We start from the raw sequence: 20,084 nt of genomic DNA, 5'->3' as shown, positions 1-20,084 counted from the left end.
TCGCCGGGACCGCGGCGGCGAAACGGCGGCTGCGACGTGAGCGCGCTTTTCTCGCTCCTGCAGTTCGGCGAGACCGGCTGGGGCGACGAGATCGCGTTCGGCGTTCTCGTGACGGTCTCCCTCGCGCTATCGACATTGCCGTTCGGCCTCATCGCCGGGCTGGCGCTCGCCATGGCCAAGCGTGGCAGCGATCCCGCCCTGCGGCTGTCGGCCAACATCTACACGACGATCTTCCGGGGCCTTCCGGAGCTGCTGACCCTCTTCCTCGTCTATTACGGCGGACAGAACGCCATCAACGCGCTGAGCGCCTCGCTCGGCGGCGGCCCCGTGGAAGTCTCCAGCTTCCTCGCCGGCATGATCGCGCTCGGCTTCGTCTTCTCGGCCTATTCGAGCGAGGTGTTCCTCTCGGCGTTCAAGGCGATCCCCACCGGCCAGTGGGAGGCCGGACGCGCGCTCGGCTTGTCGGGGGGGCGCATTCTGCGGCTGGTGATCTTTCCGCAGCTGCTGCGGATCAGCCTGCCCGGGCTCTCGAACGTCTGGCTCAATCTCTTGAAGGACACCGCCCTCGTTTCGGTGATCGGGCTGGCCGACATCCTGCGCCAGACGGGTGTGGCGGCCCGCGTGACGCGTGAGCAGTTCTTCTTCTACGGGCTCGCCTGCGTCCTCTTCCTCGTTCTGACGCTGCTGTCATCGATCGTCCTGCGCCGGGTTGAGATCTGGACGCGCCGCGGAGAGGTGATCCGATGATGCCGACCGCGCTTGCCCGCCGCCAGATCGGTCCGCTCGGCATGGTGACCCTTGCCCTCTGGGCGGTCGGCATCGTGCTGCTGGTTCTCTACCTCGTGCGGGTGTGGGATCCGCAGCTGGTCGAGACCTACGGCCCCGTCTACCTCCGGGGCCTCGGCACGACGTTGTCGCTCGTGGCGTGGTCGTATGGGATCGGCGCGCTTCTGTCCGTTCCCCTCGTCATGGGGCGGATGTCGTCGAACCGATGGGCGCGGGGTGCGAGCTTCGGCTACGTCTCCTTCTTCCGCGGCACGCCGGCAATTGCGCAGATCTTCCTCGTCTATTACGGCTTCGGCAGCTTTCGCGGCGCCTTCGAAAGCGTCGGTCTCTGGTGGTTCTTCCGCGAGGCCTGGTACTGCGCGATCTTCGCGCTGGCGCTCAACACGGCGGCCTACCAGACCGAGATCCTGCGTGGTGCCGTCGAGAGTGTCGGGCGCGGGCAGTGGGAAGGCGCCCGCTCCCTCGCGCTTCCCCGCTTCGTGACACTCTGGCGCATCATCACGCCGCAGGCGCTGATGGTGGCGCTGCGACCCTACGCCAACGAATTCATCCTGATGGTGAAGGCCTCGGCGATCGTCGCGATTATCACCGTGTTCGACCTCTTCGGCGAAACGCGGCGCGCCTTCTCCAAGACGTTCGACTTCCAGACCTATGTCTGGGCAGCCATCTTCTACCTCGTCATCGTCGAAGTCGTCCGCAACCTTACCGCCCTCGCCGAGAAGCGCCTCGCCCGCCATCTCATCCGCTGAACGCAACGCGGGTGGGCCGGCATCAACGATGCGGGGTGACTAGCTTTCGATCCGGCCACCCGCCTCGCGATGCAGGCCGGCAGAGACGCCCGACTGTTCCAGTGATCCCCGTCGGGGCGCAGAAATGCCGTCGAGGAAGAGACTGACCACCGTGGACAGACGGGCCAGTCGCTCAGGAGTCATTCCCGCGGGTTCATATCCGAAGGCGATCCGCCGGACCTCCCGTCCGCTCACCGCTTCGATGAACTGCTCGGCGATGAGCACGGGATCGAGATCCACCACTTCGCCTCGCTGCACCGCTTCGGCGAGGATCGTCGAGACGGTGCGGATCATCGGCTCGAACAGGCGCTCATGGCCGATGAGCTTGAGTTCGGGCAGACGGTAGCCCTCGGCCACGAGCAGCCGGAACATCGCGATGCTGTCGATACTGACCGCATCCTCCAGCAAATCGCGCGCGACCTTCTGAAGCAAATGAACGAGCGGTTCCCCGGACCCCTCGGCCCGCTCGAACACCGCCTGACGCCGATGCGCGAAGCGTGCCGCCACTTCGTCGAAGAGATGAAGCTTCGAAGGGAAGCGGGCATAGAGCGTGCGTTTCGAACTTCCGGTTCGCGCGGCGATCGCGTCCATGCTGGTGGCGCGGAAACCGTCGGTCAGGAACAGATCGGTCGCCACGTCGATGATCGATTGCGTCAAGGTCTCCGACTGGCCCTTCAGGGGCCGGCCACGCCGACGCGCCGGCACGTCGACGAGTTTTTCGTCGGGTTCCACGCACAACGCGGACGGTCTACCGTGTTCCGACCTGTCCTTACCCTGCATGTCCACGATCCCCCGACGAAAAGCCTGCTGTCAGTATCGAAAAATCGTAATACTGACTTTGCAAATTCCAGATAGTCTGTCTTGTGCAATTGAACATTCCACTCCGCTCGAAATGCCGTCGCGTCAATTTCGTTTCACGCGTGCAGACTCTTTCGATGCCGATTGGACTCCAGATCCTCCAATAGAAGACGTCAAACAAATGAAAGTAGCGTTCATCGGCTTGGGAACGATGGGGTTTCCCATGGCGGGCCACCTCGTACGCAAGGGCCAACACGAGGTCGCCGTCTACAACCGGACGCAGAGTCGCGCCGATCTCTGGGCCGCGGAGTTCGGCGGGCGCGCGGCGCCGACACCGCGTACGGCTGCGGACGGCGCCGAGATCGTTTTCATGTGCGTCGGCAACGACGACGACGTCCGCTCGGTCTTCTATGGCGACGATGGTGTTCTCGCCGGCTTGGCCCACGGTGCCCTCCTCGTCGATCACACGACCGCTTCCGCCGAACTCGCGCGTGAGCTCGGCCTCGCCGCGTCGAAGGCCGGCGCTCGCTTTCTCGATGCGCCCGTCTCCGGCGGACAGGCCGGCGCCGAGAACGGGGTGCTGACCGTGATGGTGGGCGGCGATCCCGCCGATTTCGAGACCGCGCGTCCGGTCCTCGACAGCTACTCGCGCATGGTGGGTCTGATGGGCCCGGTCGGCGCCGGGCAGCTGACCAAGATGATGAACCAGATCTGCATCGCGGGGCTGGTCGAGGGTCTGTCGGAAGCCATCCATTTCGGTCAGAAGGCCGGGCTCGACATTTCCAAGGTGGTCGAGGTCATTTCCAAAGGCGCCGCCGGGTCGTGGCAGATGGAGAACCGGCACAAGACGATGGAGGCCGGTCGGTACGATTTCGGCTTCGCGGTGGAGTGGATGCGCAAAGATCTCGGCATCTGCCTCGCCGAGGCCCGCCGCAACGGCGCCTCGCTGCCGGTCACGGCACTCGTCGACCAGTTCTACGCCGAGATCGAGGCGATGGGCGGCAAGCGCTGGGATACGTCGTCGCTGCTGGCGCGGCTCGATCGCTGACGCTCGGCTCGCGGGATCGCCCCCGCGAGAGCCCGGCTATGGGAAGGGTCAGCTCTCGCGCTGGTCCTTCTCCAGGATCATGTAGTCGAGCGGCAACTCGGTCGTGTATTTGATGCGCTCCATGGCGAAGGCGGAGGAGACGTCGCGGATCTCGATGCGGGCGATCAGCCGCTTGTAGAAGGCGTCGTAGGCCGCGATGTCGGGCACGACGACCCGCAGGAGATAGTCGACGTCGCCACTCATGCGATAGAATTCAACGACTTCCGGGAATTCGTTCACCACCTCCGAGAAGCGCTTCAGCCATTCCGTGGTGTGCGAACTCGTGCGGACCGAGACGAAGACGGTGACCCTCGTGTTCACCTTGACGGGATCGAGCACCGCCACGCGCCGCACGATCACCCCCTCCTCCTCGAGCTTCTGGATCCGGCGCCAGCAGGGCGTCGTCGACAGTCCCACCCGCTTGGCGACGTCCGCGACCGCCAGCGTCGAATCTTCCTGAAGCAGTCTCAGGATTTTCTTGTCGAGCCGATCCATTCGCGATTCTCCGTCCAGCGTCCGAGCCCCCTTCTCTACCGGAAGTGCCGCGGCCCGTCCTTCACATCTCGGCGCGATGCCGCGCAAACCCCACTCCGCCGGGCGGCGATCCGCGGCCGGCGGGGTGCGGCGGCGGGGTGCGGCGGCGGGGTGCGGGCGAGCGGCGATCCCTTGCCTTTTCGCGGTTCCTTAAGCCAATTTCTTAAGCTTTCCGCAACATGCTGAGGGTGCCCGATGACGTCCGCGTAGAGTCCCCGAATCCTTCATGTCGATCGTCGCCCCGCCCTCCTACGATACGACGCCGGCTCGCTCGAAGCGGCCCGCTCGCGACGTGGAGCTGGCGCGCACGCTGAAGGCCGCGCGCGACCAGCTGACGTCGGCGAGCGGCTTGCCGCCGCGCATCGAGTTCGAACTTCTCGATCACCACGCCGCTCAGGGACGACGTTTCCTTCCGGCGCTCGCAGCGCTGGCGGCGATCGGCGCCGGTCTTCTGGCGCCGGGCGCGCCGCTTCTGGGGGCAGGCTGGTTCCTGCTCGCACTTGCCGGCTCGGCCGTGGCCGCGATCCTCGCGATGCGTTTCGAGCGCGCGCCGCGCCGCGTCTTCGAAGTTCGCCGCTGGCAGACGAAGGTTCAGGCCGGCGCCGTGGCGGTGGGGCTGCCCTGGGCCCTCTACGTGCTTCTTCCCGGCTGCGACGAGGCCTGCGGCCCGATCGCCTCCGACGTCGCGCGCTTCGCCCTGCCGATGGCCGCCATCGCCGCGACGTCGCTCTGCACCTTCGCGCTCGGCGGCGTCGTGCTCCTGACCTTCTCGCCGTTGGCGGTCGCCCTCGCCTACCGGCTGGCCGCGACGCCGGGAACGCTGGCGTCGGTTCTCGACGCGCTGCTCTTCGTCGCCATCCCGTTTTTCGCCGTGGTGTCGATCCGGCTCCGGGCCGGCCTCGTCGAGCGGTTTCGGCACCGGGCGGAGCGCGACCAGTTCGTCGCGGAGATCGAGACCGCCCGTCTCTATTCGGACGACGCGCGGCGGCGGGCCGAAGAGGCCAATCTCGCCAAGTCGCAGTTCCTGGCCACGATGAGCCACGAGCTGCGCACGCCCCTCAACGCGATCCTCGGCTTCTCGGAAGTGATCTCCAACGAGATCCTCGGGCCCGTCGGCAACGCGACCTACAAGGAATATGTCGACGACATCCACACGTCGGGCCAGCACCTGCTCGATCTCATCAACGAGATCCTCGACCTCTCGCGCGTGGAGGCCGGCCGCTACACGCTGAACGAGGAGGCGGTCGATCTCGTCTCGATCGCCCGCGACTCGCGCCATTTCGTGCAGATGAAGGCGGATGCGAAGGCGATCACCATCGTCGAGAAATACGAGCCCGGCCTGCCCCAGCTGTGGGGCGATCCGCGCTCGCTCCGGCAGGTGGTGCTGAACCTCCTGTCGAACGCCGTGAAGTTCACGCCGGAACGCGGACAGATCGTGCTCCGGGTCGGCTGGACGGCCGGCGGCGGACAGTATGTCTCGGTGCGCGACAACGGCCCCGGCATTCCCGCCGACGAGATTCCGATCGTCCTGTCATCGTTCGGGCAGGGATCGAGCGCCATCAAGAGCGCCGAGCAGGGAACGGGCCTCGGACTGCCCATCGTGCAGGCGCTGGTGAAGCTGCACGACGGCGAGTTCGAGCTGCACTCCAAGCTGCGGCAGGGCACCGAGGCCATCGCCATCTTCCCGCACGCCCGCGTGCTCGAAGTGATGCCGGCCATGCCGGAATTCGCCTGAAGGTGATCGCCGCGTCGTTGCGCCCGGCAGAGCACCCGCCTATGTCGCCGTGATGACCGCCCTCTCTGCCGCCGCCGTCCCGTCGCCCTGCATCGCCCTCTGCGTTCTCGATACGGCCACCGGTTGGTGCCGTGGCTGCGGGCGCACGATCGAGGAGATCATGGCCTGGGGCGGCGCGTCCGACATACGGAAGGCCGAAATTCTGGCCGACTTGCCCGCTCGCCTCGCGGCGCCGAGACCGCTCGGCGGATCGGCGCTCTGACGATGGGGCGGCGCTGGGCTCTCCTTGCGATCCTGGTCGTCATCGCGGCGGCCGTCGTCTGGCTGATGCTCGGCGACGTCGGCACCGCGACGGGGCTCGGCGAAGACCGCTTCGCCTCGCTCGTCTATACCGGCATCTGGTGCTGCGTTCTCGGCGCCGGTCTCGTGACGGCGTTCCGCGGCCGGGCCCGCGAAGCTCTGCGCAGCGCGGCGATCTGGATCGTCGCCTTCGCGGCCCTTATCGGCGCCTATGCCTTCGCCGACGAGGTCCGCGGCGTCGGTGACCGGATGCTGGCCGTGCTCCTGCCCGGACGCGCCGTCTCGACCACCGGTGCGGATGGCAGCCGGGTTCTCGTGGCGCGCGCCGGCGACGCACATTTCCATGTCGATGCCACCGCGAACGGGCGCCCCGTCTCGTTCCTCGTCGACACCGGCGCCAGCGTCGTGGCACTCGGGCGCGACGTCGCCGAGACCATCGGCATCGACACGGCGTCGCTTCGCTACGATGCGCGCATCCAGACCGCCAACGGCATCGCCGCCGCTGCGCCGATCGTCATCGACAGCCTTCGTGTCGGCGCGATCGAGCGGCGCAACGTGCGGGCCGTGGTGACGGACGGGCCGGGCCTCGGGCTCGGCCTGCTCGGCATGAGCTTCCTCGGCACGCTCTCGTCCTTCGACTTTCGCGGCGACCGGCTGATCCTGACGGATTGACGACCCGACACCTCAGGCGGCCGCGCTCTGCCCCGTCGGCAACTCGACCTCGGCGAAGGCCTCAAGGATCAGCTCCGGCCGGGCATCCGCGCGCGGCGCGCCCTCCGAAAGGACCTGCCGCCAGCGCCGCGCTCCCGGCAGCCCCGTGAACAGGCCGAGCATGTGACGGGTCACCTGACCCAGCCGCCCGCCTCGCGCCACGTGACGCCCGGAATAGTCCACCATCGATCCGAGCACGGCGGGATAGTCGATCGCCTCTCTCGCCCGTCCGTGCACGAACGGACCGACCTCGGCGAGACCGGCGGGATCGGCATAGATGCCGCGGCCCATCATCACGCCGTCGACGCGGCCGAGATGCGACGCAGCGTCGGCGACGGTCGCGAGGCCGCCGTTGAGCCCGACGAACATCGAGGGCAGGCGTTGCTTCAGGCGGAAGACGCGCTCGTAGTCGAGCGGCGGGATGTCTCGATTCTCCTTCGGGCTCAGCCCCTGCAGCCAGGCCTTGCGCGCGTGCACCCAGATGGCGGAGACGCCGGCATCGACCGAGCAATCGGCCAAGGCGTCCAGCGCGGGTTCCGGGTCCTGCTCGTCGACGCCGATCCGGCATTTGACGGTGACGGGCACGTCGACGGCCTCTCGCATCGCGGCGAGACACCGGCCGACGAGCTCGGGCTCACGCATCAGGCAGGCGCCGAAGGCCCCGGACTGGACGCGATCGGACGGGCAGCCGACATTGAGGTTGATCTCGCGGTAGCCGAAGCCGGCACCGATGCGGGCAGCCTCTGCGAGCTTCCCCGGGTCCGACCCGCCGATCTGGAGGGCGACGGGCTGCTCGGCGGCGTCGAAGCCGAGCAGGCGTTCGCGGTCGCCGTGGAGGATCGCGTCGGCCACCACCATCTCGGTATAAAGAAGGGCGTCGGCGCTCAGCAGGCGGTGGAAGAACCGGCAGTGACGATCGGTCCAATCGATCATCGGCGCCACGGCGAAGATCGGGCCTTGGCCGTAGAGGCGCCTTGCCGCCGGGGTTTCGAGAGCTTCGGAGGTCATGGATCTTTCTCTGCCCGTTCGCTCGACCATCCGCAACCGCCGAGCCTGTCGTGCCCGCGCGAAGGGTTTGGGGAGGGACCGGCACCCGCTTTGCAAATTCGGAGGGATTGCCTATAGGTTCGCCGCTTGAACGCGCCCAGCGCCTCCGCGAGGAAATTGCCTTGTCTTCCACGTTCGACCGAGTCGCCGACATCATCGCCGAGACGAGCGAGATCGATCGGTCTCAGATCACCCCCGAAAGCCACACGATCGACGATCTCGGCATCGACTCCCTCGACTTCCTCGACATCGTCTTTGCGATCGACAAGGAGTTCGGCATCAAGATCCCGCTCGAGAAGTGGACGCAGCGCGTCAACGAGGGCGATGCCAACACCGAGGAATACTTCGTCATGAAGAACCTCTGCGCGCGCATCGACGAGCTACGGGCTGCCAAGGGCGCCTGAGCCGCAGCGATGAGGACGCCCAGCGCCCCGCGCGCCGGGACACGAGACGAGACCGACCGCCGGAGCCGCCCCCTCGCATCGGCGTTTCGGCCGAGACGATGGAACGGACGATGACCCAAGCGCCGCGCGACGTGCTGATAACCGGCCTCGGACTCGTCTCCTCGCTCGGCGAGGGCGTGGATGCGCATCTCGCCCGTCTCACCGGCGCAGGCTCGCAGCCGACGATCGAGGCCGAGCGCTTCGCGCCGCATTTCGTGCATCCCCTGCCCGCGATCGACTGGTCCCGCCAGATCCCGAAGAAGGGCGACCAGCGGCAGATGGAGACCTGGCAGAAGCTCGGTGTCTATGCCGCCGGCCTGGCGCTCGAGGATGCCGAGATCGCGCCGGACGAGGCCACGCGGTCGCAGATCGACATGATCGTCTCGGCGGGTGGCGGGGAGCGCGACCCGGACGTCGATGCGCTCGTGATGGCGCGTGCGCGCGGAGCGGACGATCCGCAGCCGCTGATGAACGAGCTTCTGTCCAGCGAGCTGCGCCCGACGCTCTTCCTCGCGCAGCTCTCCAACCTGATGGCCGGCAACATCTCGATCGTCCATAAGGTGACGGGATCGTCGCGTACCTTCATGGGCGAGGAGAGCGCGGGTATGTCGGCCGTCCAGATCGCCTCGGCGCGCATCCGGTCCGGCCAGAGCCGCATCTGCCTCGTCGGCGGCGCCTTCTCGTCGGAGCGCAAGGATCTGCTGCTCAACTACGAGCTCGGCGGCTTCCTGCTGCGCGACGAATGGCGGCCGGTCTCGGCGCGAACGGACGAACGGGCCGGGCTGGTGCCGGGCAGCATCGGCGCCTTTCTCGTGCTGGAGGACGCAGAGCACGCGAGCGAGCGCGGCGCCACCGGCTATGCGCGCCTTCGCTTCGTGGCCGGCGATCGCGGATCGCGCGAGCCCGAACGCTTCGCCGGACGCCTCGACCGACTGCTCGGCGAGAGCGGCGCGGCGGACGACGACCTTCTCGTGCTGTCGGGCGCAACGGGCCTCGGCGCGGAAACCGCGGTCGAGCGCGAGACCGTTTTGCGGCGCTTCCCCCGCGCCGCGCAGCGCGCCTACGGCACGATGACCGGCCACGGGTTCGAGGCGCAGTTCCCGGCCGGCGTGGCGCTCGGCGCCGCTCTCCTCTCGGCGTCCGCGATCCCCGCACCGGCCGCGGGCGGCGAGGAACGCGCCGCCGGTTTCGCGCCGAAGCAGGTGCTCGTGACCGGCGTCGGTCACGTTCGCGGCGAAGGCGTCTGCCTTCTGGAGCCGGTGGGGGCGTCCTGATGCCGGGGCGCTCGACGACCGACATATCGATGGACAAGGCGGGCGCGGCGCCCGCGCGCAACGGCGGATCGAAGACACCATGACGCAGAGCGACCTCGATTTCCTCGGCCGGCCCGTCGTCGCGGTCACCGGCATCGGCGTCGTCTCGTCGCTCGGGCGCGGCGTCGACGACAATTGGGCCGCGTTGACGGCCGGGCGGTCGGGCATCCACCGCATCACGCGCTTCGCCACCGACAACCTTCGCACCACGATCGCCGGCACCGTCGATTTCATGGACGTCGAGCCCTGGAGCGGCATCGACCTCTCCTACGCCTTGGCCGAGGCCGCGGGGCTGGAGGCGATCGAGCGCGCCGGGCTCGATCCTCGCGCCTTCGACGCGCCGCTATTTCTCGCGGCACCCCCCATCGAGCTGGAATGGTCGCAGCGCCTCGCGCTCGACAAGCTGACGGGCGAAGCGCGCGAAGAGGCGGGCTACGACAGGCTGATGGAGCTCGCCCGCTCCAACCGCTCGAAGCGCATCTACGACCTGACGCTCTTCGGCGGCATCTCCGAGCGGCTCGCCGACCGCCTGGGAACGCGCGGCCTGCCGGTGACACTCTCCACCGCCTGCGCTTCGGGCGCGAGCGCCATCCAGCTCGGCGTCGAAGCCATCCGGCGCGGCGATGCCGAGCGCTGCATCGCCATCGGCACCGACGGCTCGGTGGGCGCCGAAGCCCTCATTCGCTTCTCGCTCCTCTCCGCCCTCTCCACCCAGAACGAGGTGCCGGAGCGGGCGTCGAAGCCTTTCTCGAAAGACCGCGACGGGTTCGTGATGGCCGAAGGCGCCGGTGCGCTCGTGCTCGAATCGCTGGCCTCGGCGCGGGCGCGCGGCGCCGAGGTGCTCGGCGTCCTCCTCGGCGTCGGCGAGAAGGCGGACGATTTCCACCGCACCCGCTCGAAGCCCGACGGCTCGCCGATCATCGCGACGATCCGCGCAGGGCTCGACGATGCCGGCCTGACGCCCGCCGACATCGGCTACGTCAACGCGCACGGCACCTCGACGCCCGAGAACGACCGAATGGAGGCCACGGGCCTCACCGCCGTGTTCGGCGAGGCCATCGGCTCGACGCCGGTCTCGTCGAACAAGTCGATGATCGGCCACACGCTGACGGCGGCGGGCGCGATCGAGGCGGTGTTCTCGATCCTCTCGATGCGCGAGGGCACCCTGCCCCCGACGATCAACCACGATCAGCCCGACCCCGCTATCGCGCTCGACCTCGTGCCGAATGTCGCCCGCCGGGCCGACGTCTCGGCGGTCCTGTCCAATTCCTTCGGCTTCGGCGGCCAGAACGTCTCGCTCGTCATCGGGCGCGAACCGCGCTGACGGCGCGACCCTTCTTCGAGGACGATCATCCATGCGTGCCCTTCAACTCGTCGGCGACCGCGATCTGCGCCGTGTCGACATCGCCGAGCCCGGCGCTCCCGGTCCGGGCGAGGTGACCCTTCGCATCCAGGTGGTGGCGCTCAACCATATCGACGTCTGGGGCTGGCGCGGCATGGCCTTCGCCAAGCGCAAGATGCCGCTGACGATCGGCGCGGAGGCGTCGGGCGTCGTCGAGGCGCTGGGTCCGGGCACGTCGGGGCTGGTTCCCGGCCAGCTCGTCTCGATCTACGGCGCGCGCACCTGCGGTCTCTGCCGGCACTGCTGCGCCAAGCGCGACAATCTCTGCGAGCATGTCGAGGGCGTCCACGGCTTCCATCTCGACGGTTTCGCGCAGGAGCGCATCAACCTGCCCGCCCGCCTTCTCGTGCCCGCGCCGCCCGGCTGTGACGCGGTGGGCGCGGCGCTCGCGCCCGTCACTTTCGGCACGGTCGAGCACATGCTCTTCGACAACGCCAAGCTTGAGCCCGGCGAGACCATCCTCATTCATGCCGGCGGCTCCGGCATCGGCACCGCCGCCATCCAGCTCGCCAAGCGTCAGGGCGCGACCGTGATCACGACCGTCGGGTCCGACGACAAGATCGAGGGCGCCAAGCGGCTCGGCGCCGATCACGTCATCAACTACCGCACCGACCGGTTCGAGGGCGTGGTGCGCAAGCTGACGAAGAAGAAGGGCGTCGACGTCGTCTTCGAGCATGTCGGCAAGGACACGATGGCGGCCTCGATGTTCTGCCTGAAGCGCGGCGGGCGGCTCGTCACCTGCGGCTCGACCTCGGGCGTCTCGGCCGAGATCAACCTGATGATGCTGTTCCAGCAGCAGCTACGCCTGATCGGCTCCTTCGGCTGCCGCATGGAGAACATGGCCGACGCCATGCAGAAGATGGCGCGGGGCCTCGTCTCGCCGGTGATCGACACCGAGATCGGCCTGGACGACATCGCCGTGGCACTGGAGCGGATGGAGGGCCGCAAGGTCTTCGGCAAGATCGTGCTGCGCATGGACGGGGAAAGCCGGTCCGCCGCGGCATGAACCCCAGACTCGCCAAGGCTTGGAAGATCCAGAAAAAGGCGCGCGACGTCGTCGCCGCGCAGGCGCTGTTCGCGATCCTCCGGGTGCTGCGCCGTCTGCCGCCGCAGACGGGGCTGCGGGTCGCCGACCGCATGGCCCGACTGATCGGCCCCTTCACGCCGCGCCACCGGCTGGCGCTCGAAAACCTGCGTCTCGCCTACCCCGAGAAGGACGCGGCCTGGATCGAGGCGACGGCGCGCGCCAACTGGGGGCAGATGGGGCGCATCGCCGCCGAGTACGTCTTCCTGGACGCGATCTTCGACTACGATCCCGAACGTCCCCCGGGTGAGGGTCTTGTCGAAGTCGAAGGCATGGAGCGCTTCGTCGCCCTTCGCGACGATCCGCGCCCGATCATCTTCTTCACCGGGCATCTCGGCTGCTTCGAGCTTCTGCCGATCTGTGCTGCGACTTTTGGTCTCGATGTGACCGCCCTCTTCCGCCCGCCCAACAACCGCGTCATCGCCCGCGAGGTGCTGGCCGCCCGACGCACGCGCGGCGGCCACCTCGTGCCCTCGAAGGCGGGTGCGGCCTGGGCTCTGGCCGGCAAGCTGCAGGCCGGCGGCAATGTCGGCATGCTGGTGGACCAGAAGTTCGCCAAGGGCGAACCGACGACCTTCTTCGGCCGGCCCTGCCGCACCAACCCGCTTCTGCCCAAGCTCGCTCGGCAGTTCGACTGCGACGTCTATCCGGCCCGGGCCGTGCGCCTGCCGGGCGGCCGCTACCGGCTGATTCTCGAGCCGAAGCTCGACCTGCCGCGCGGCGCCAACGGGGAAATCGACATCCGCGCCTCCTGCCAGGCGCTCAACGACGTGGTGGAGCGCTGGGTCCGCGACACGCCGGAGCAGTGGATGTGGTTCCACCGTCGGTGGCAGTTCAGCTGACGCCGCCCGCCGCTTGGTTCCAGCACAACGACATCGCGACGCCCAATTTTCTTTTTTTTCAGACCTTCCCGGCATCGTGACGCCGAAGGGTGGCCTGACGATGCTTCTGAAGCTTCTACGCAGATACGGTCTGACGATGCTCGGTGCCGGCGCTGTGCTGGCAACGATCGCGGGTTCGGGCGTCTATCTCGGACGGGTGGCCATCGACGAGCTCATCGACGGCAACGTCCAGGAGATCGGCCGGCATTTCGCATCCTTCGTCGTCGCCGATCCTGATGCCCTTGGTACCTTGCTGACGCAGATCTCCCGCAGCCCCGACGAGGAGGCCCGGGTGCGCAACGTCGCGGACGCTTCGGGCATATCGAGCTTTGCCATCTTCGATCTCGAGGGCGAGCAGGTCTTCGCCTCGCGCTCTGACCGCTACACCTGGCTGATGCGCGAGCGTCCCGGCGGCACGATCTCGCAGGACAAGCTGGGCGCGGCCCTCGTCGAGCGCGCGGGGGACTGGACGGAGGTCAAGGATCTCGAAACCGATATGCCGGTGGTGATCGTGCCGCTCGATCGCGACGGTCAGCGGTTCGGCTTCCTCTCCGTGCAGACCAGCACCGCTTCCATCCGCGCCGTCTACACCTCGGTCATCGCCACTTCGGTCGGCGTTCTCTTCCTCGTCGTCTTCGTCAGCACCGGGCTCCCTGGACTGATCTATCTCCAGCGCCGCTGGCGGATCGAGCAGGCCGACGAACAGATCCAGTTTCTCGCCAACTATGACTCGCTGACCCATCTGCTCAACCGCCACCGGATGCAGGAGGAGTGCGAGAAGGTTCTGGCGACGTCGCGCGCGACGCGCGAGCAGATGGCGTTCTGGAGCCTCGACATCGCCGGTCTCGCCGACATCAACAGTGCGCAGGGTCAGCCCTTCGGCGACGAACTGCTGCGGGTGGTGGCGAAACGTCTGCTGACGGTCGCCGATCCAAGCGATCTCGTGGCGCGCCTCGGCGCCGACGATTTCCTGATCCTGCAACGACGGGTCGCCGACTCCGACGACATCGAGGCGCTGGCGCAACGGATCCGCCAGTCGGTGGAACTTCCCGTCGAGTTCGACGGGCGGGTGGTCACGCCGCATCTATGCATGGGCGTCGTGAACATGCCCGAGCATGGCCGGGTCTTCAACGACATCGCGCGCCACGCCGAACTGGCGCTAATGGTCCACAAGAGTTCGCGCCAGGGCGCCTACACGGCCTACGATCCGTCGATGGACGAGGAGGCGCATCGTCGCCGGATGATCGAAGGCCTGATTCGCACGGCGATCGACTGCGATGGTTTCGAGCTTTTCTATCAGCCGATCGTCTGCGGCAAGTCCCGGCGCCCCATCGGCTTCGAGGCCCTGATCCGGCTTCCCGACGGCAAGGGCAACTACATCTCGCCCGGCGACTTCATTCCTTTCGCCGAAGCACGAGGCTACATCAAGGCGATCGGCAGCTGGGTGATCCGGCAGGCCGCGCGCCAACTGGCCGACCTGCCGGAAGACCTCTTCATCTCGGTCAATCTCTCGGCCGTGCAGTTCCGCGACGGCGATCTCGTCGACATCGTGCGCGGCGCCATCGAGCAGGCGGGAATCGACGGCCGGCGGCTGGAGATCGAGGTCGTCGAGTCGCTGCTGCTCGAGCGCTCGGACGCCATTCTCGACCAGCTCTCGCAGCTGAAGGGTCTCGGCGTCTCCATCGCGATGGACGATTTCGGCACGGGCTATTCGTCGCTCGGCTACCTCTGGCGGTTCCCGTTCGACAAGCTGAAGATCGACCAGTCCTTCATGCTCGCCTTCGGCGAGGGCGAGGCGAACGTCTCGCAGATCATCGAGACGATCATCTCGCTCGGCCACCACATGAACATGAAGGTCACGGTCGAGGGCGTCGAGACGTTCGAGCAGGTCAGCGCCCTCTCCCTCATGGGATGTGACCAGTTGCAGGGCTACTATTTCGGACGACCGATGCCGATCGATCGCATCGCCTCCGAGATGTTGCAGCAGACGTCGCGACGGGTTCTGGTCGACGCGGTCGATCCCGTATCGCCAGAGCCACTGCGCGCCGCTCTCTGACGCCCCGGCGTCGCGACGGAAAGACGCCGACCCGCAGTCGCAGTTGGTCGCCGTGCCGCGGTAACGCTTCGTAAACCGTATTCGCCGAAAGGCTCTAAGTTCGGCCAAATCGATTCAAATACCGCCGAACGAGTTCGAACCGCCGACGTTACCTCCTACGAAGGGGATCGGCCGATGCGTGTATTGATCGTCGAAGATGAACCGTTGATCGCCATGGACCTCGAGGACATCGTCGCCGAGACCTCGGACGCAACCTGCGTCTGGGCGAGAACGGTCAGTGATGGCCTCGAGAAAGCTTTGTCCGATCTCGATTTCGCACTGCTCGACTACAACATCGCGGGCGGCACATCGACACCGGTGGCGCGCCTGCTTCTGTCTCGCGACGTTCCGTTCTGCTTCGTCTCGGCGAGCGTGGGCGAGCTTCCCGCACAGTTTCGCTCGGTCCCGCGTCTTTCGAAGCCCTTCACCGCCGAAGCGGTGCGCCGGATGTTGGCCGCGGCCTAGCGATTGTGTGGTCAATGCTGCAGCAAAACGCCTTCGGCCGCTCATAGGAGCGGCGAGCAACCGGACGGCGAAGGGTGATCTGGCGGCGCTGTGATCGCGCGTTTCGGAAGGTGCTGGCTCCGACATCGGCGTCGGCCGCTCCGACCCCGACTGCCGGGCATCGGCCGCCGGACTGAGCCGTTCCTGCCCCACGGGATCGACCGGGAGACAGCGCAGCCGGTACGCAATACCTTGATCCGGCGCACTGCATCGACGTCATCAGCCGATGGACAGACGCTAGCTCAACTTGGTTATCAATCGCCTAACGGCCGAAGACGCCAGCCAGTCGGCGCTCCCCACAAAAAAAGGGCCGCTCGAGAGCGGCCCTCGATCGTTCGGGTGGCGACGTCAGCGCGTGACGTCTCGCACGGCTGCGCCCGTCGCATCGACCGTGCCGCCCACGTCGCGACCCACGCCGCGCACCGTGTTCGCGCAACCGGAGAGGATCATGACCGTGGCAAGGACGGCGGTGACGGCAGAAAGCTTACGCGACATGAACCTGGCTCCTCGGGGTCCTGAATACGGCAGCAAAACGGCATCGGCGTGCGGCCGTTCCCTCGTATGTGAAAGAATCCTGGGGGACGAGGTGGATCGGTGAGCGAGTCCGCTCGTCGAATGTCGCAAACGGGGTGAACGCAAGGGCGGCCGGACGCCCCCGCCTGCGGCATCGTCGCCGCTCCTTCCGGGACCATCACCGAATTTCGATCGACGCGGGCACGTTCCCGCCCGAGTTTTCTTTCATCTGTCGCGATCAGCACCTATGTCTCGGTACCCATGGGCATCGGCCATGCGCTCGTTCGGGAACGCGGCTGCCCGGTCCGATGCCAGGAAGGACTGTGAATGAAGTGGAAAGACGCCGTCTGGCCGGCCATCGGCATCCTGGCAGTGGTCTTCTCGTGCTGGCTGCTCTACCGCGAAGTGCGCGGTCTCTCTCTCGACGACATCTGGGCGAGCTTCGTCGCCATCCACCCCATGGCCTGGGCCGGGTCGATTGCCGCCGCGGCGCTGGCCTACGTGATGCTCGCCTATTACGATCGGCTGGCGCTTCGCCATGTCGGACGCAGCGTGCCGTTTCCCTTCGTGGCGGCGACGTCCTTCACCACCTATGCGCTGTCGCACAACATCGGCGCGTCCGTCTTTTCCGGCGCCGTGGTGCGCTATCGCGCCTACAGTTCGCGCGGGCTGACGCCCTCGGAGATCGCGCTCCTCATCGCGTTCTGTTCGTTCACCTTCGGGCTGGGCGTGCTGCTCGTCACCTCGGTCACGCTGGTCATTCATCCCACCATCGTCCAGCGCTACTTCGATGTCTCGCCGGTCATTCCGACCCTTCTCGCCGTCGCGATCCTCATCGGCATCGCGCTCTACGTGCTCGGCAGCCTGAAGGGGTTCAAGCCGCTGCAGATCGGCAAGTTCGTGCTGCGCTATCCCCGTCGCGACGTGGTGGTCCGGCAGCTTCTCGCAGCGCCGCTGGAGATCGTCGCCGCCGCCGGCATCATCTACTTCGCCCTGCCCGAAGCGTCGAACCCCGGCTTCGTGGTGGTGCTCGCGATCTTCGTGGTGTCGTTTTCGCTGGCGCTCGTCTCGCACGCGCCGGGGGGCCTCGGCGTGCTCGAGGTCACCTTCCTCGCCGGCCTCTCCGACGTTCCCGAGACCGACGTGCTCGCTGCCCTCCTGGTCTTCCGCATCCTCTACCTGCTCGTGCCGTTCGCGGTGGCGATCGTCTTCGTGCTGGTGTTCGAGCAGAACGCGATGTGGCGGCGAAAGGGCGAACAGGCAGCGGCGCGAAAGCCCGGTTGACCGACTCGTCGGCAGGCGGACGACGCCCCGCCCCGCCAGACCCTGACCTCACCGGTCCTGGCGCCGCTGCCACATCTCTTCGCCGACGCGGCAATTGGTCTGCGGCCCGGCGGCGGCGGGGACGGCGGGCGGGCGCATCGCCTCGCGCCGCGGCGGCTCCGGCCAGAGACCGGCGAGTTCGATCACCAACTTGCGACGCACGGCATCGGGAAACTGCCCCCACTCGTTGACGGGGATCATGAAGGCGCCGGGACCGCCGATCACGCAGTCGGTGTAGTAGCGGTCGAGATGCTCGATCGAGCCCCATCCCGCGTCGTAGCCGCCGCGTGTCATCAGCGGCAAACCGTTGATGACGATGCCGCGCGCCACAGCCGCGTCGCGGGCCTGCGTCACCGGCCGGCCCTGGTTGTTCGGGCCATCGCCGGAAATGTCGATGACGCGGCGAATACCTTCGAAGCCGTTGTTCTCGAACATCGGCGCGACGAAATCGATCGCCGCTGCGATCGACGTGCGCCGCAGCCGGTCCGGCTCGGCGTTCGAGAGGCGATAGGCGAAGGATTCCGCGGCCTCCTTGCCGTCCACGAGCGTCCAGGGAATGACCACGGCCTGCGAGAGTTCGCCGGCCCATTCGACATAGGTCAGCGCGACCTTGCCGTGGATGCCGTCGGCGATGGCCTTCTGCACCTCGGGGCTGCGCAGCGCCGCGATGTAGCCGTCGCGCTGGATCTCCTGCTCGGCCCGGTCCATCGACCAGGACACGTCGACCGCCAGCACCAGTTCGACATCGACCGGCATCTCTGCCGCTTGGGCCTTGCCGACCGAAGGCGGGAGCCAGAAGGCGAGACAGGCAGCGAGCAGGGCTGGAACGGTTCGCATCGCGTATCGTCCGCCGCGATCGGTGCGGTGGCAATTCACGAAATCGTAACGATCGTCTCACTGAGTGCGTGTCAGCCCGGTACAACTTTCGAGCGCTAAAACGGGCGGAGCCATCGGAAGACCGGGACGCGCATGAGTATCGACGTACAAGGGCGAGCTTCGCCCCACTCCACCCCCGCGATCGTCGCGCGCCTTCCGGTGACATGGGGGCTGATCGCGCTCGCCTGTGCCATCGTCGCGATCCTCCTGTCGCTGCCGCTGCATCTGCCGGTCGGGCCGATGTACTGGGACGTCGTGGTCTATCTCGACGGAGCGCAGCGCGTGCTGGCCGGGCAGATCCCGTCGGTGGACTTCTTCGCGCCGGTCGGACCCATCGGCTACTGGCTGATGGCCTTGGGCGAGCTGATCTTTCCGCGTGGGCAGCCGCTGCTCCTCGTCCAGTGGATGTTCCTGCTCGTCACGTTGCCCCCGCTCCTGCCGGTCATCGCGGCGATCGAGCGGCAGTCGCGGGCACGGGCGGTCGGGCTGCTCCTGCCCTTCCTCGTGTTCCAGCTCGTGCCGATCAACGTCGAGCAATACGCCAACTTTCCCGGCGTCGACGGCTACGGCATCTACAACCGTCAGGTCACCGAACTCCTCTACGTGCTCGCGGCCGCGCTGGTCTTCGAGCGCCGCCAGTCGGTGCTGCTCTTCGTGATCGCGTGGTCCTGCACGGCGCTCTTCCTTCTCAAGATCACCGGCTTCGCGGCGGCCGGCCTCCTCTGCGCCTTTGCCTTCGCTGCCGGCCGCGTGCGCCTCGGTGTGGCCCTCGCCGCCCTCGCCGTGCTCGCAGGCGTCCTCGCAGGGCTCGAACTCACCACCGGCTTCGTGCGGGCGTACGTCACCGACATTCTCTCGCTTCTCGGGATGAACGAAGGGCTGCTCCTGCCGCGCTTCCTGCAGGCCGCCTCGATGCATTTCGGCATTCTCGGGTCCGGTCTGCTGCTCGTCGCGGCGCTCGCGACCGTCGACGCCCGCCTGCTGCGCGAGGACGCCGCGCGGGTGCTCGACCGGCCCGGGCTGCCGGCGATCGCCGCGCTGATCGACCGCGACGTCGTCTGGCTGGCGGCGTTTCTCGCGATCGGCCTGTTCTTCGAGAGCCAGAACACCGGCGGTCAGGCGTTCATCTTCCTCTGGCCGGTGCTGTTCGTGATCGTCGCCCGCGCGCCGCGCCTGCCCGCCCTGCCGATGATCGTGGTCGTCGGGCTCGCGGCCGCCACCGCGCTTCCTCCGCTCGTCAACGTGCTGCACCGGACGATGCGCGCCGCCGTCGGCGAACTGAAGACCGTTCCGGTTCCCGTCGCATCGCTCGGGCGGCTGGGATCGGCGAACCAAAAGCCGGAGATCATCGACGGCGCGCAGGCGCTCATGGCGTCGTATCGTCAGTTTCCCGAAATGTACCAGTCCTTTGCCGACGGCCATCGGCTGCCGGGTTACTTCCTCTATGCGGACATCGAGTTCCAGGTCGCCTGGCTTCTGGCGACGCAGGATGGCGTCGAGGCGATCCGGGCCTACGAGGCGAGGACCGGCACGCACTTCGGGACGATCCTCAGCCTGAACTTCGTCAATCCGTTCCCCACGATCCTCCGGCGTGAGGCGCCGCGGCGCGTGGCGATCGGCGCCGATCCCTACCGCGCCGTGCCGCCGCCGAATGCGGCGACGCTCGCGGCCGTCGAGGCGACCGATCTCGTGCTCTACCCGCGCTGCCCGATCACCACCGCCAACATGCGCCTGCGCGAGATCTACGCGCCCGCATTGGCCGACCACGTGAGCGTCGAACTCTCGCCCTGCTGGACCGGCCTCGTGCGGCCGGGCCTGATCGCTGCGAACTGAAACGCGCGAAGGCCGGGCGTCGCCGCCCGGC

General features: G+C 67.5%; 20 protein-coding genes. 15 read left to right on the top strand and 5 right to left on the bottom strand.

Annotated elements, in window-relative coordinates:
* Window positions 1-36: 36 nt before the first annotated feature.
* Window positions 37-747 carry an ABC transporter permease gene (locus GGR04_RS10060; RefSeq protein ID WP_183199741.1) on the top strand — a complete coding sequence of 237 codons (711 nt, stop codon included), beginning with the start codon at window positions 37-39 and terminating at the stop codon, window positions 745-747.
* On the top strand, window positions 744-1,535 hold the full coding sequence (locus GGR04_RS10055; protein ID WP_246393094.1) for an ABC transporter permease: 792 nt from the start codon (window positions 744-746) through the stop codon (window positions 1,533-1,535). Before GGR04_RS10060 ends, GGR04_RS10055 begins: the two co-directional genes overlap by 4 nt.
* Window positions 1,536-1,574: 39 nt before the next feature.
* On the opposite strand, the gene GGR04_RS10050 is transcribed toward GGR04_RS10055, so the two are convergent.
* A complete protein-coding gene (locus GGR04_RS10050; RefSeq protein ID WP_210291741.1) occupies window positions 1,575-2,354 on the bottom strand; it encodes a TetR/AcrR family transcriptional regulator in 780 nt (259 codons plus the stop codon).
* Between GGR04_RS10050 and GGR04_RS10045 the strand changes: the two genes are divergently transcribed.
* Window positions 2,353-3,420, top strand: coding sequence for an NAD(P)-dependent oxidoreductase (locus GGR04_RS10045; protein ID WP_312857435.1), 1,068 nt, complete (start codon window positions 2,353-2,355; stop codon window positions 3,418-3,420). The genes GGR04_RS10050 and GGR04_RS10045 overlap by 2 nt on opposite strands.
* 48 nt (window positions 3,421-3,468) lie before the next feature.
* Here the strand turns inward: GGR04_RS10045 and GGR04_RS10040 are convergent, their stop codons facing one another.
* Window positions 3,469-3,954, bottom strand: a complete 486-nt coding sequence (locus tag GGR04_RS10040; RefSeq protein WP_183199738.1) for an Lrp/AsnC family transcriptional regulator — start codon at window positions 3,952-3,954, stop codon at window positions 3,469-3,471.
* Window positions 3,955-4,219: 265 nt separating this feature from the next.
* Between GGR04_RS10040 and GGR04_RS10035 the strand changes: the two genes are divergently transcribed.
* From GGR04_RS10035 to GGR04_RS10025, 3 genes are read left to right on the top strand one after another with little or no spacing between them, the layout of a single operon-like run.
* Window positions 4,220-5,728 carry a sensor histidine kinase gene (locus GGR04_RS10035; protein WP_183199737.1) on the top strand — a complete coding sequence of 503 codons (1,509 nt, stop codon included), beginning with the start codon at window positions 4,220-4,222 and terminating at the stop codon, window positions 5,726-5,728.
* A 52-nt stretch (window positions 5,729-5,780) separates the two neighbouring features.
* On the top strand, window positions 5,781-5,990 hold the full coding sequence (locus GGR04_RS10030) for a DUF1289 domain-containing protein (protein WP_183199736.1): 210 nt from the start codon (window positions 5,781-5,783) through the stop codon (window positions 5,988-5,990).
* A 2-nt stretch (window positions 5,991-5,992) separates the two neighbouring features.
* The gene (locus tag GGR04_RS10025; RefSeq protein ID WP_183199735.1) at window positions 5,993-6,700 is read left to right on the top strand and encodes a retropepsin-like aspartic protease family protein; all 708 of its coding nucleotides are present in this window, start codon (window positions 5,993-5,995) and stop codon (window positions 6,698-6,700) included.
* Window positions 6,701-6,712: 12 nt separating this feature from the next.
* Here GGR04_RS10025 and dusA read toward each other — a convergent pair whose 3' ends face one another.
* The gene (gene dusA / locus GGR04_RS10020; protein WP_183199734.1) at window positions 6,713-7,747 is read right to left on the bottom strand and encodes a tRNA dihydrouridine(20/20a) synthase DusA; all 1,035 of its coding nucleotides are present in this window, start codon (window positions 7,745-7,747) and stop codon (window positions 6,713-6,715) included.
* Between the two features lie 161 nt (window positions 7,748-7,908).
* Here dusA and GGR04_RS10015 point away from each other — a divergent pair, with 161 nt between their 5' ends.
* The 7 genes from GGR04_RS10015 to GGR04_RS09985 all read left to right on the top strand — a co-directional run bounded on the left by GGR04_RS10015 (window position 7,909) and on the right by GGR04_RS09985 (window position 15,469).
* Window positions 7,909-8,190 (top strand): acyl carrier protein, encoded by a 282-nt coding sequence (locus GGR04_RS10015; protein ID WP_210291740.1) that lies wholly within the window; start codon window positions 7,909-7,911, stop codon window positions 8,188-8,190.
* Between the two features lie 110 nt (window positions 8,191-8,300).
* Complete coding sequence (locus GGR04_RS10010) at window positions 8,301-9,503, top strand: beta-ketoacyl-ACP synthase (RefSeq protein ID WP_183199733.1); 1,203 nt, start codon at window positions 8,301-8,303, stop codon at window positions 9,501-9,503.
* Between the two features lie 79 nt (window positions 9,504-9,582).
* The gene (locus tag GGR04_RS10005; protein ID WP_183199732.1) at window positions 9,583-10,866 is read left to right on the top strand and encodes a beta-ketoacyl-ACP synthase; all 1,284 of its coding nucleotides are present in this window, start codon (window positions 9,583-9,585) and stop codon (window positions 10,864-10,866) included.
* Between the two features lie 31 nt (window positions 10,867-10,897).
* Window positions 10,898-11,950 carry a zinc-binding dehydrogenase gene (locus GGR04_RS10000; protein ID WP_183199731.1) on the top strand — a complete coding sequence of 351 codons (1,053 nt, stop codon included), beginning with the start codon at window positions 10,898-10,900 and terminating at the stop codon, window positions 11,948-11,950.
* A complete protein-coding gene (locus tag GGR04_RS09995; RefSeq protein WP_183199730.1) occupies window positions 11,947-12,870 on the top strand; it encodes a lipid A biosynthesis lauroyl acyltransferase in 924 nt (307 codons plus the stop codon). Before GGR04_RS10000 ends, GGR04_RS09995 begins: the two co-directional genes overlap by 4 nt.
* Before the next feature lie 100 nt (window positions 12,871-12,970).
* Window positions 12,971-14,965 (top strand): putative bifunctional diguanylate cyclase/phosphodiesterase, encoded by a 1,995-nt coding sequence (locus GGR04_RS09990; protein WP_183199729.1) that lies wholly within the window; start codon window positions 12,971-12,973, stop codon window positions 14,963-14,965.
* 174 nt (window positions 14,966-15,139) lie between these two features.
* Window positions 15,140-15,469: a response regulator gene (locus tag GGR04_RS09985; protein WP_210291739.1), complete on the top strand. Its 330-nt coding sequence runs from the start codon at window positions 15,140-15,142 to the stop codon at window positions 15,467-15,469.
* 387 nt (window positions 15,470-15,856) lie between these two features.
* Here the strand turns inward: GGR04_RS09985 and GGR04_RS09980 are convergent, their stop codons facing one another.
* Window positions 15,857-16,003 (bottom strand): entericidin domain-containing protein, encoded by a 147-nt coding sequence (locus tag GGR04_RS09980; RefSeq protein WP_183199727.1) that lies wholly within the window; start codon window positions 16,001-16,003, stop codon window positions 15,857-15,859.
* A gap of 345 nt (window positions 16,004-16,348) precedes the next feature.
* Between GGR04_RS09980 and GGR04_RS09975 the strand changes: the two genes are divergently transcribed.
* Window positions 16,349-17,305: a lysylphosphatidylglycerol synthase transmembrane domain-containing protein gene (locus tag GGR04_RS09975; protein WP_183199726.1), complete on the top strand. Its 957-nt coding sequence runs from the start codon at window positions 16,349-16,351 to the stop codon at window positions 17,303-17,305.
* Between the two features lie 48 nt (window positions 17,306-17,353).
* On the opposite strand, the gene GGR04_RS09970 is transcribed toward GGR04_RS09975, so the two are convergent.
* The gene (locus GGR04_RS09970) at window positions 17,354-18,181 is read right to left on the bottom strand and encodes a DUF1194 domain-containing protein (RefSeq protein ID WP_183199725.1); all 828 of its coding nucleotides are present in this window, start codon (window positions 18,179-18,181) and stop codon (window positions 17,354-17,356) included.
* 132 nt (window positions 18,182-18,313) lie between these two features.
* Here GGR04_RS09970 and GGR04_RS09965 point away from each other — a divergent pair, with 132 nt between their 5' ends.
* Window positions 18,314-20,053 carry a hypothetical protein gene (locus tag GGR04_RS09965; protein ID WP_246393093.1) on the top strand — a complete coding sequence of 580 codons (1,740 nt, stop codon included), beginning with the start codon at window positions 18,314-18,316 and terminating at the stop codon, window positions 20,051-20,053.
* The last annotated feature ends 31 nt before the right edge of the window (window positions 20,054-20,084 follow it).

The organism is Aureimonas pseudogalii, from assembly GCF_014196835.1.
Taxonomy (GTDB): Bacteria; Pseudomonadota; Alphaproteobacteria; order Rhizobiales; family Rhizobiaceae; genus Aureimonas; species Aureimonas pseudogalii.
The sequence above is the reverse complement of the archived record's forward strand: the minus strand, read 5'-3'. Positions and strand labels throughout refer to the sequence as shown.

Bases quoted from the DNA above. Each gene is read 5' to 3' on its own strand.
- GGR04_RS10055 (WP_246393094.1), top strand. From the start codon at position 744: ATGATGCCGACCGCGCTTGCCCGCCGCCAGATCGGTCCGCTCGGCATG.
- GGR04_RS10035 (WP_183199737.1), top strand. From the start codon at position 4,220: ATGTCGATCGTCGCCCCGCCCTCCTACGATACGACGCCGGCTCGCTCG.
- GGR04_RS10005 (WP_183199732.1), top strand. From the start codon at position 9,583: ATGACGCAGAGCGACCTCGATTTCCTCGGCCGGCCCGTCGTCGCGGTC.
- GGR04_RS09970 (WP_183199725.1), bottom strand. From the start codon at position 18,181: ATGCGAACCGTTCCAGCCCTGCTCGCTGCCTGTCTCGCCTTCTGGCTC.
- GGR04_RS10025 (WP_183199735.1), top strand. From the start codon at position 5,993: ATGGGGCGGCGCTGGGCTCTCCTTGCGATCCTGGTCGTCATCGCGGCG.
- GGR04_RS09980 (WP_183199727.1), bottom strand. From the start codon at position 16,003: ATGTCGCGTAAGCTTTCTGCCGTCACCGCCGTCCTTGCCACGGTCATG.
- GGR04_RS10050 (WP_210291741.1), bottom strand. From the start codon at position 2,354: ATGCAGGGTAAGGACAGGTCGGAACACGGTAGACCGTCCGCGTTGTGC.
- dusA (WP_183199734.1), bottom strand. From the start codon at position 7,747: ATGACCTCCGAAGCTCTCGAAACCCCGGCGGCAAGGCGCCTCTACGGC.
- GGR04_RS09990 (WP_183199729.1), top strand. From the start codon at position 12,971: ATGCTTCTGAAGCTTCTACGCAGATACGGTCTGACGATGCTCGGTGCC.
- GGR04_RS09965 (WP_246393093.1), top strand. From the start codon at position 18,314: ATGAGTATCGACGTACAAGGGCGAGCTTCGCCCCACTCCACCCCCGCG.
- GGR04_RS10000 (WP_183199731.1), top strand. From the start codon at position 10,898: ATGCGTGCCCTTCAACTCGTCGGCGACCGCGATCTGCGCCGTGTCGAC.
- GGR04_RS09995 (WP_183199730.1), top strand. From the start codon at position 11,947: ATGAACCCCAGACTCGCCAAGGCTTGGAAGATCCAGAAAAAGGCGCGC.
- GGR04_RS10040 (WP_183199738.1), bottom strand. From the start codon at position 3,954: ATGGATCGGCTCGACAAGAAAATCCTGAGACTGCTTCAGGAAGATTCG.
- GGR04_RS10045 (WP_312857435.1), top strand. From the start codon at position 2,353: ATGTCCACGATCCCCCGACGAAAAGCCTGCTGTCAGTATCGAAAAATC.
- GGR04_RS09985 (WP_210291739.1), top strand. From the start codon at position 15,140: ATGCGTGTATTGATCGTCGAAGATGAACCGTTGATCGCCATGGACCTC.
- GGR04_RS10030 (WP_183199736.1), top strand. From the start codon at position 5,781: ATGACCGCCCTCTCTGCCGCCGCCGTCCCGTCGCCCTGCATCGCCCTC.
- GGR04_RS09975 (WP_183199726.1), top strand. From the start codon at position 16,349: ATGAAGTGGAAAGACGCCGTCTGGCCGGCCATCGGCATCCTGGCAGTG.
- GGR04_RS10010 (WP_183199733.1), top strand. From the start codon at position 8,301: ATGACCCAAGCGCCGCGCGACGTGCTGATAACCGGCCTCGGACTCGTC.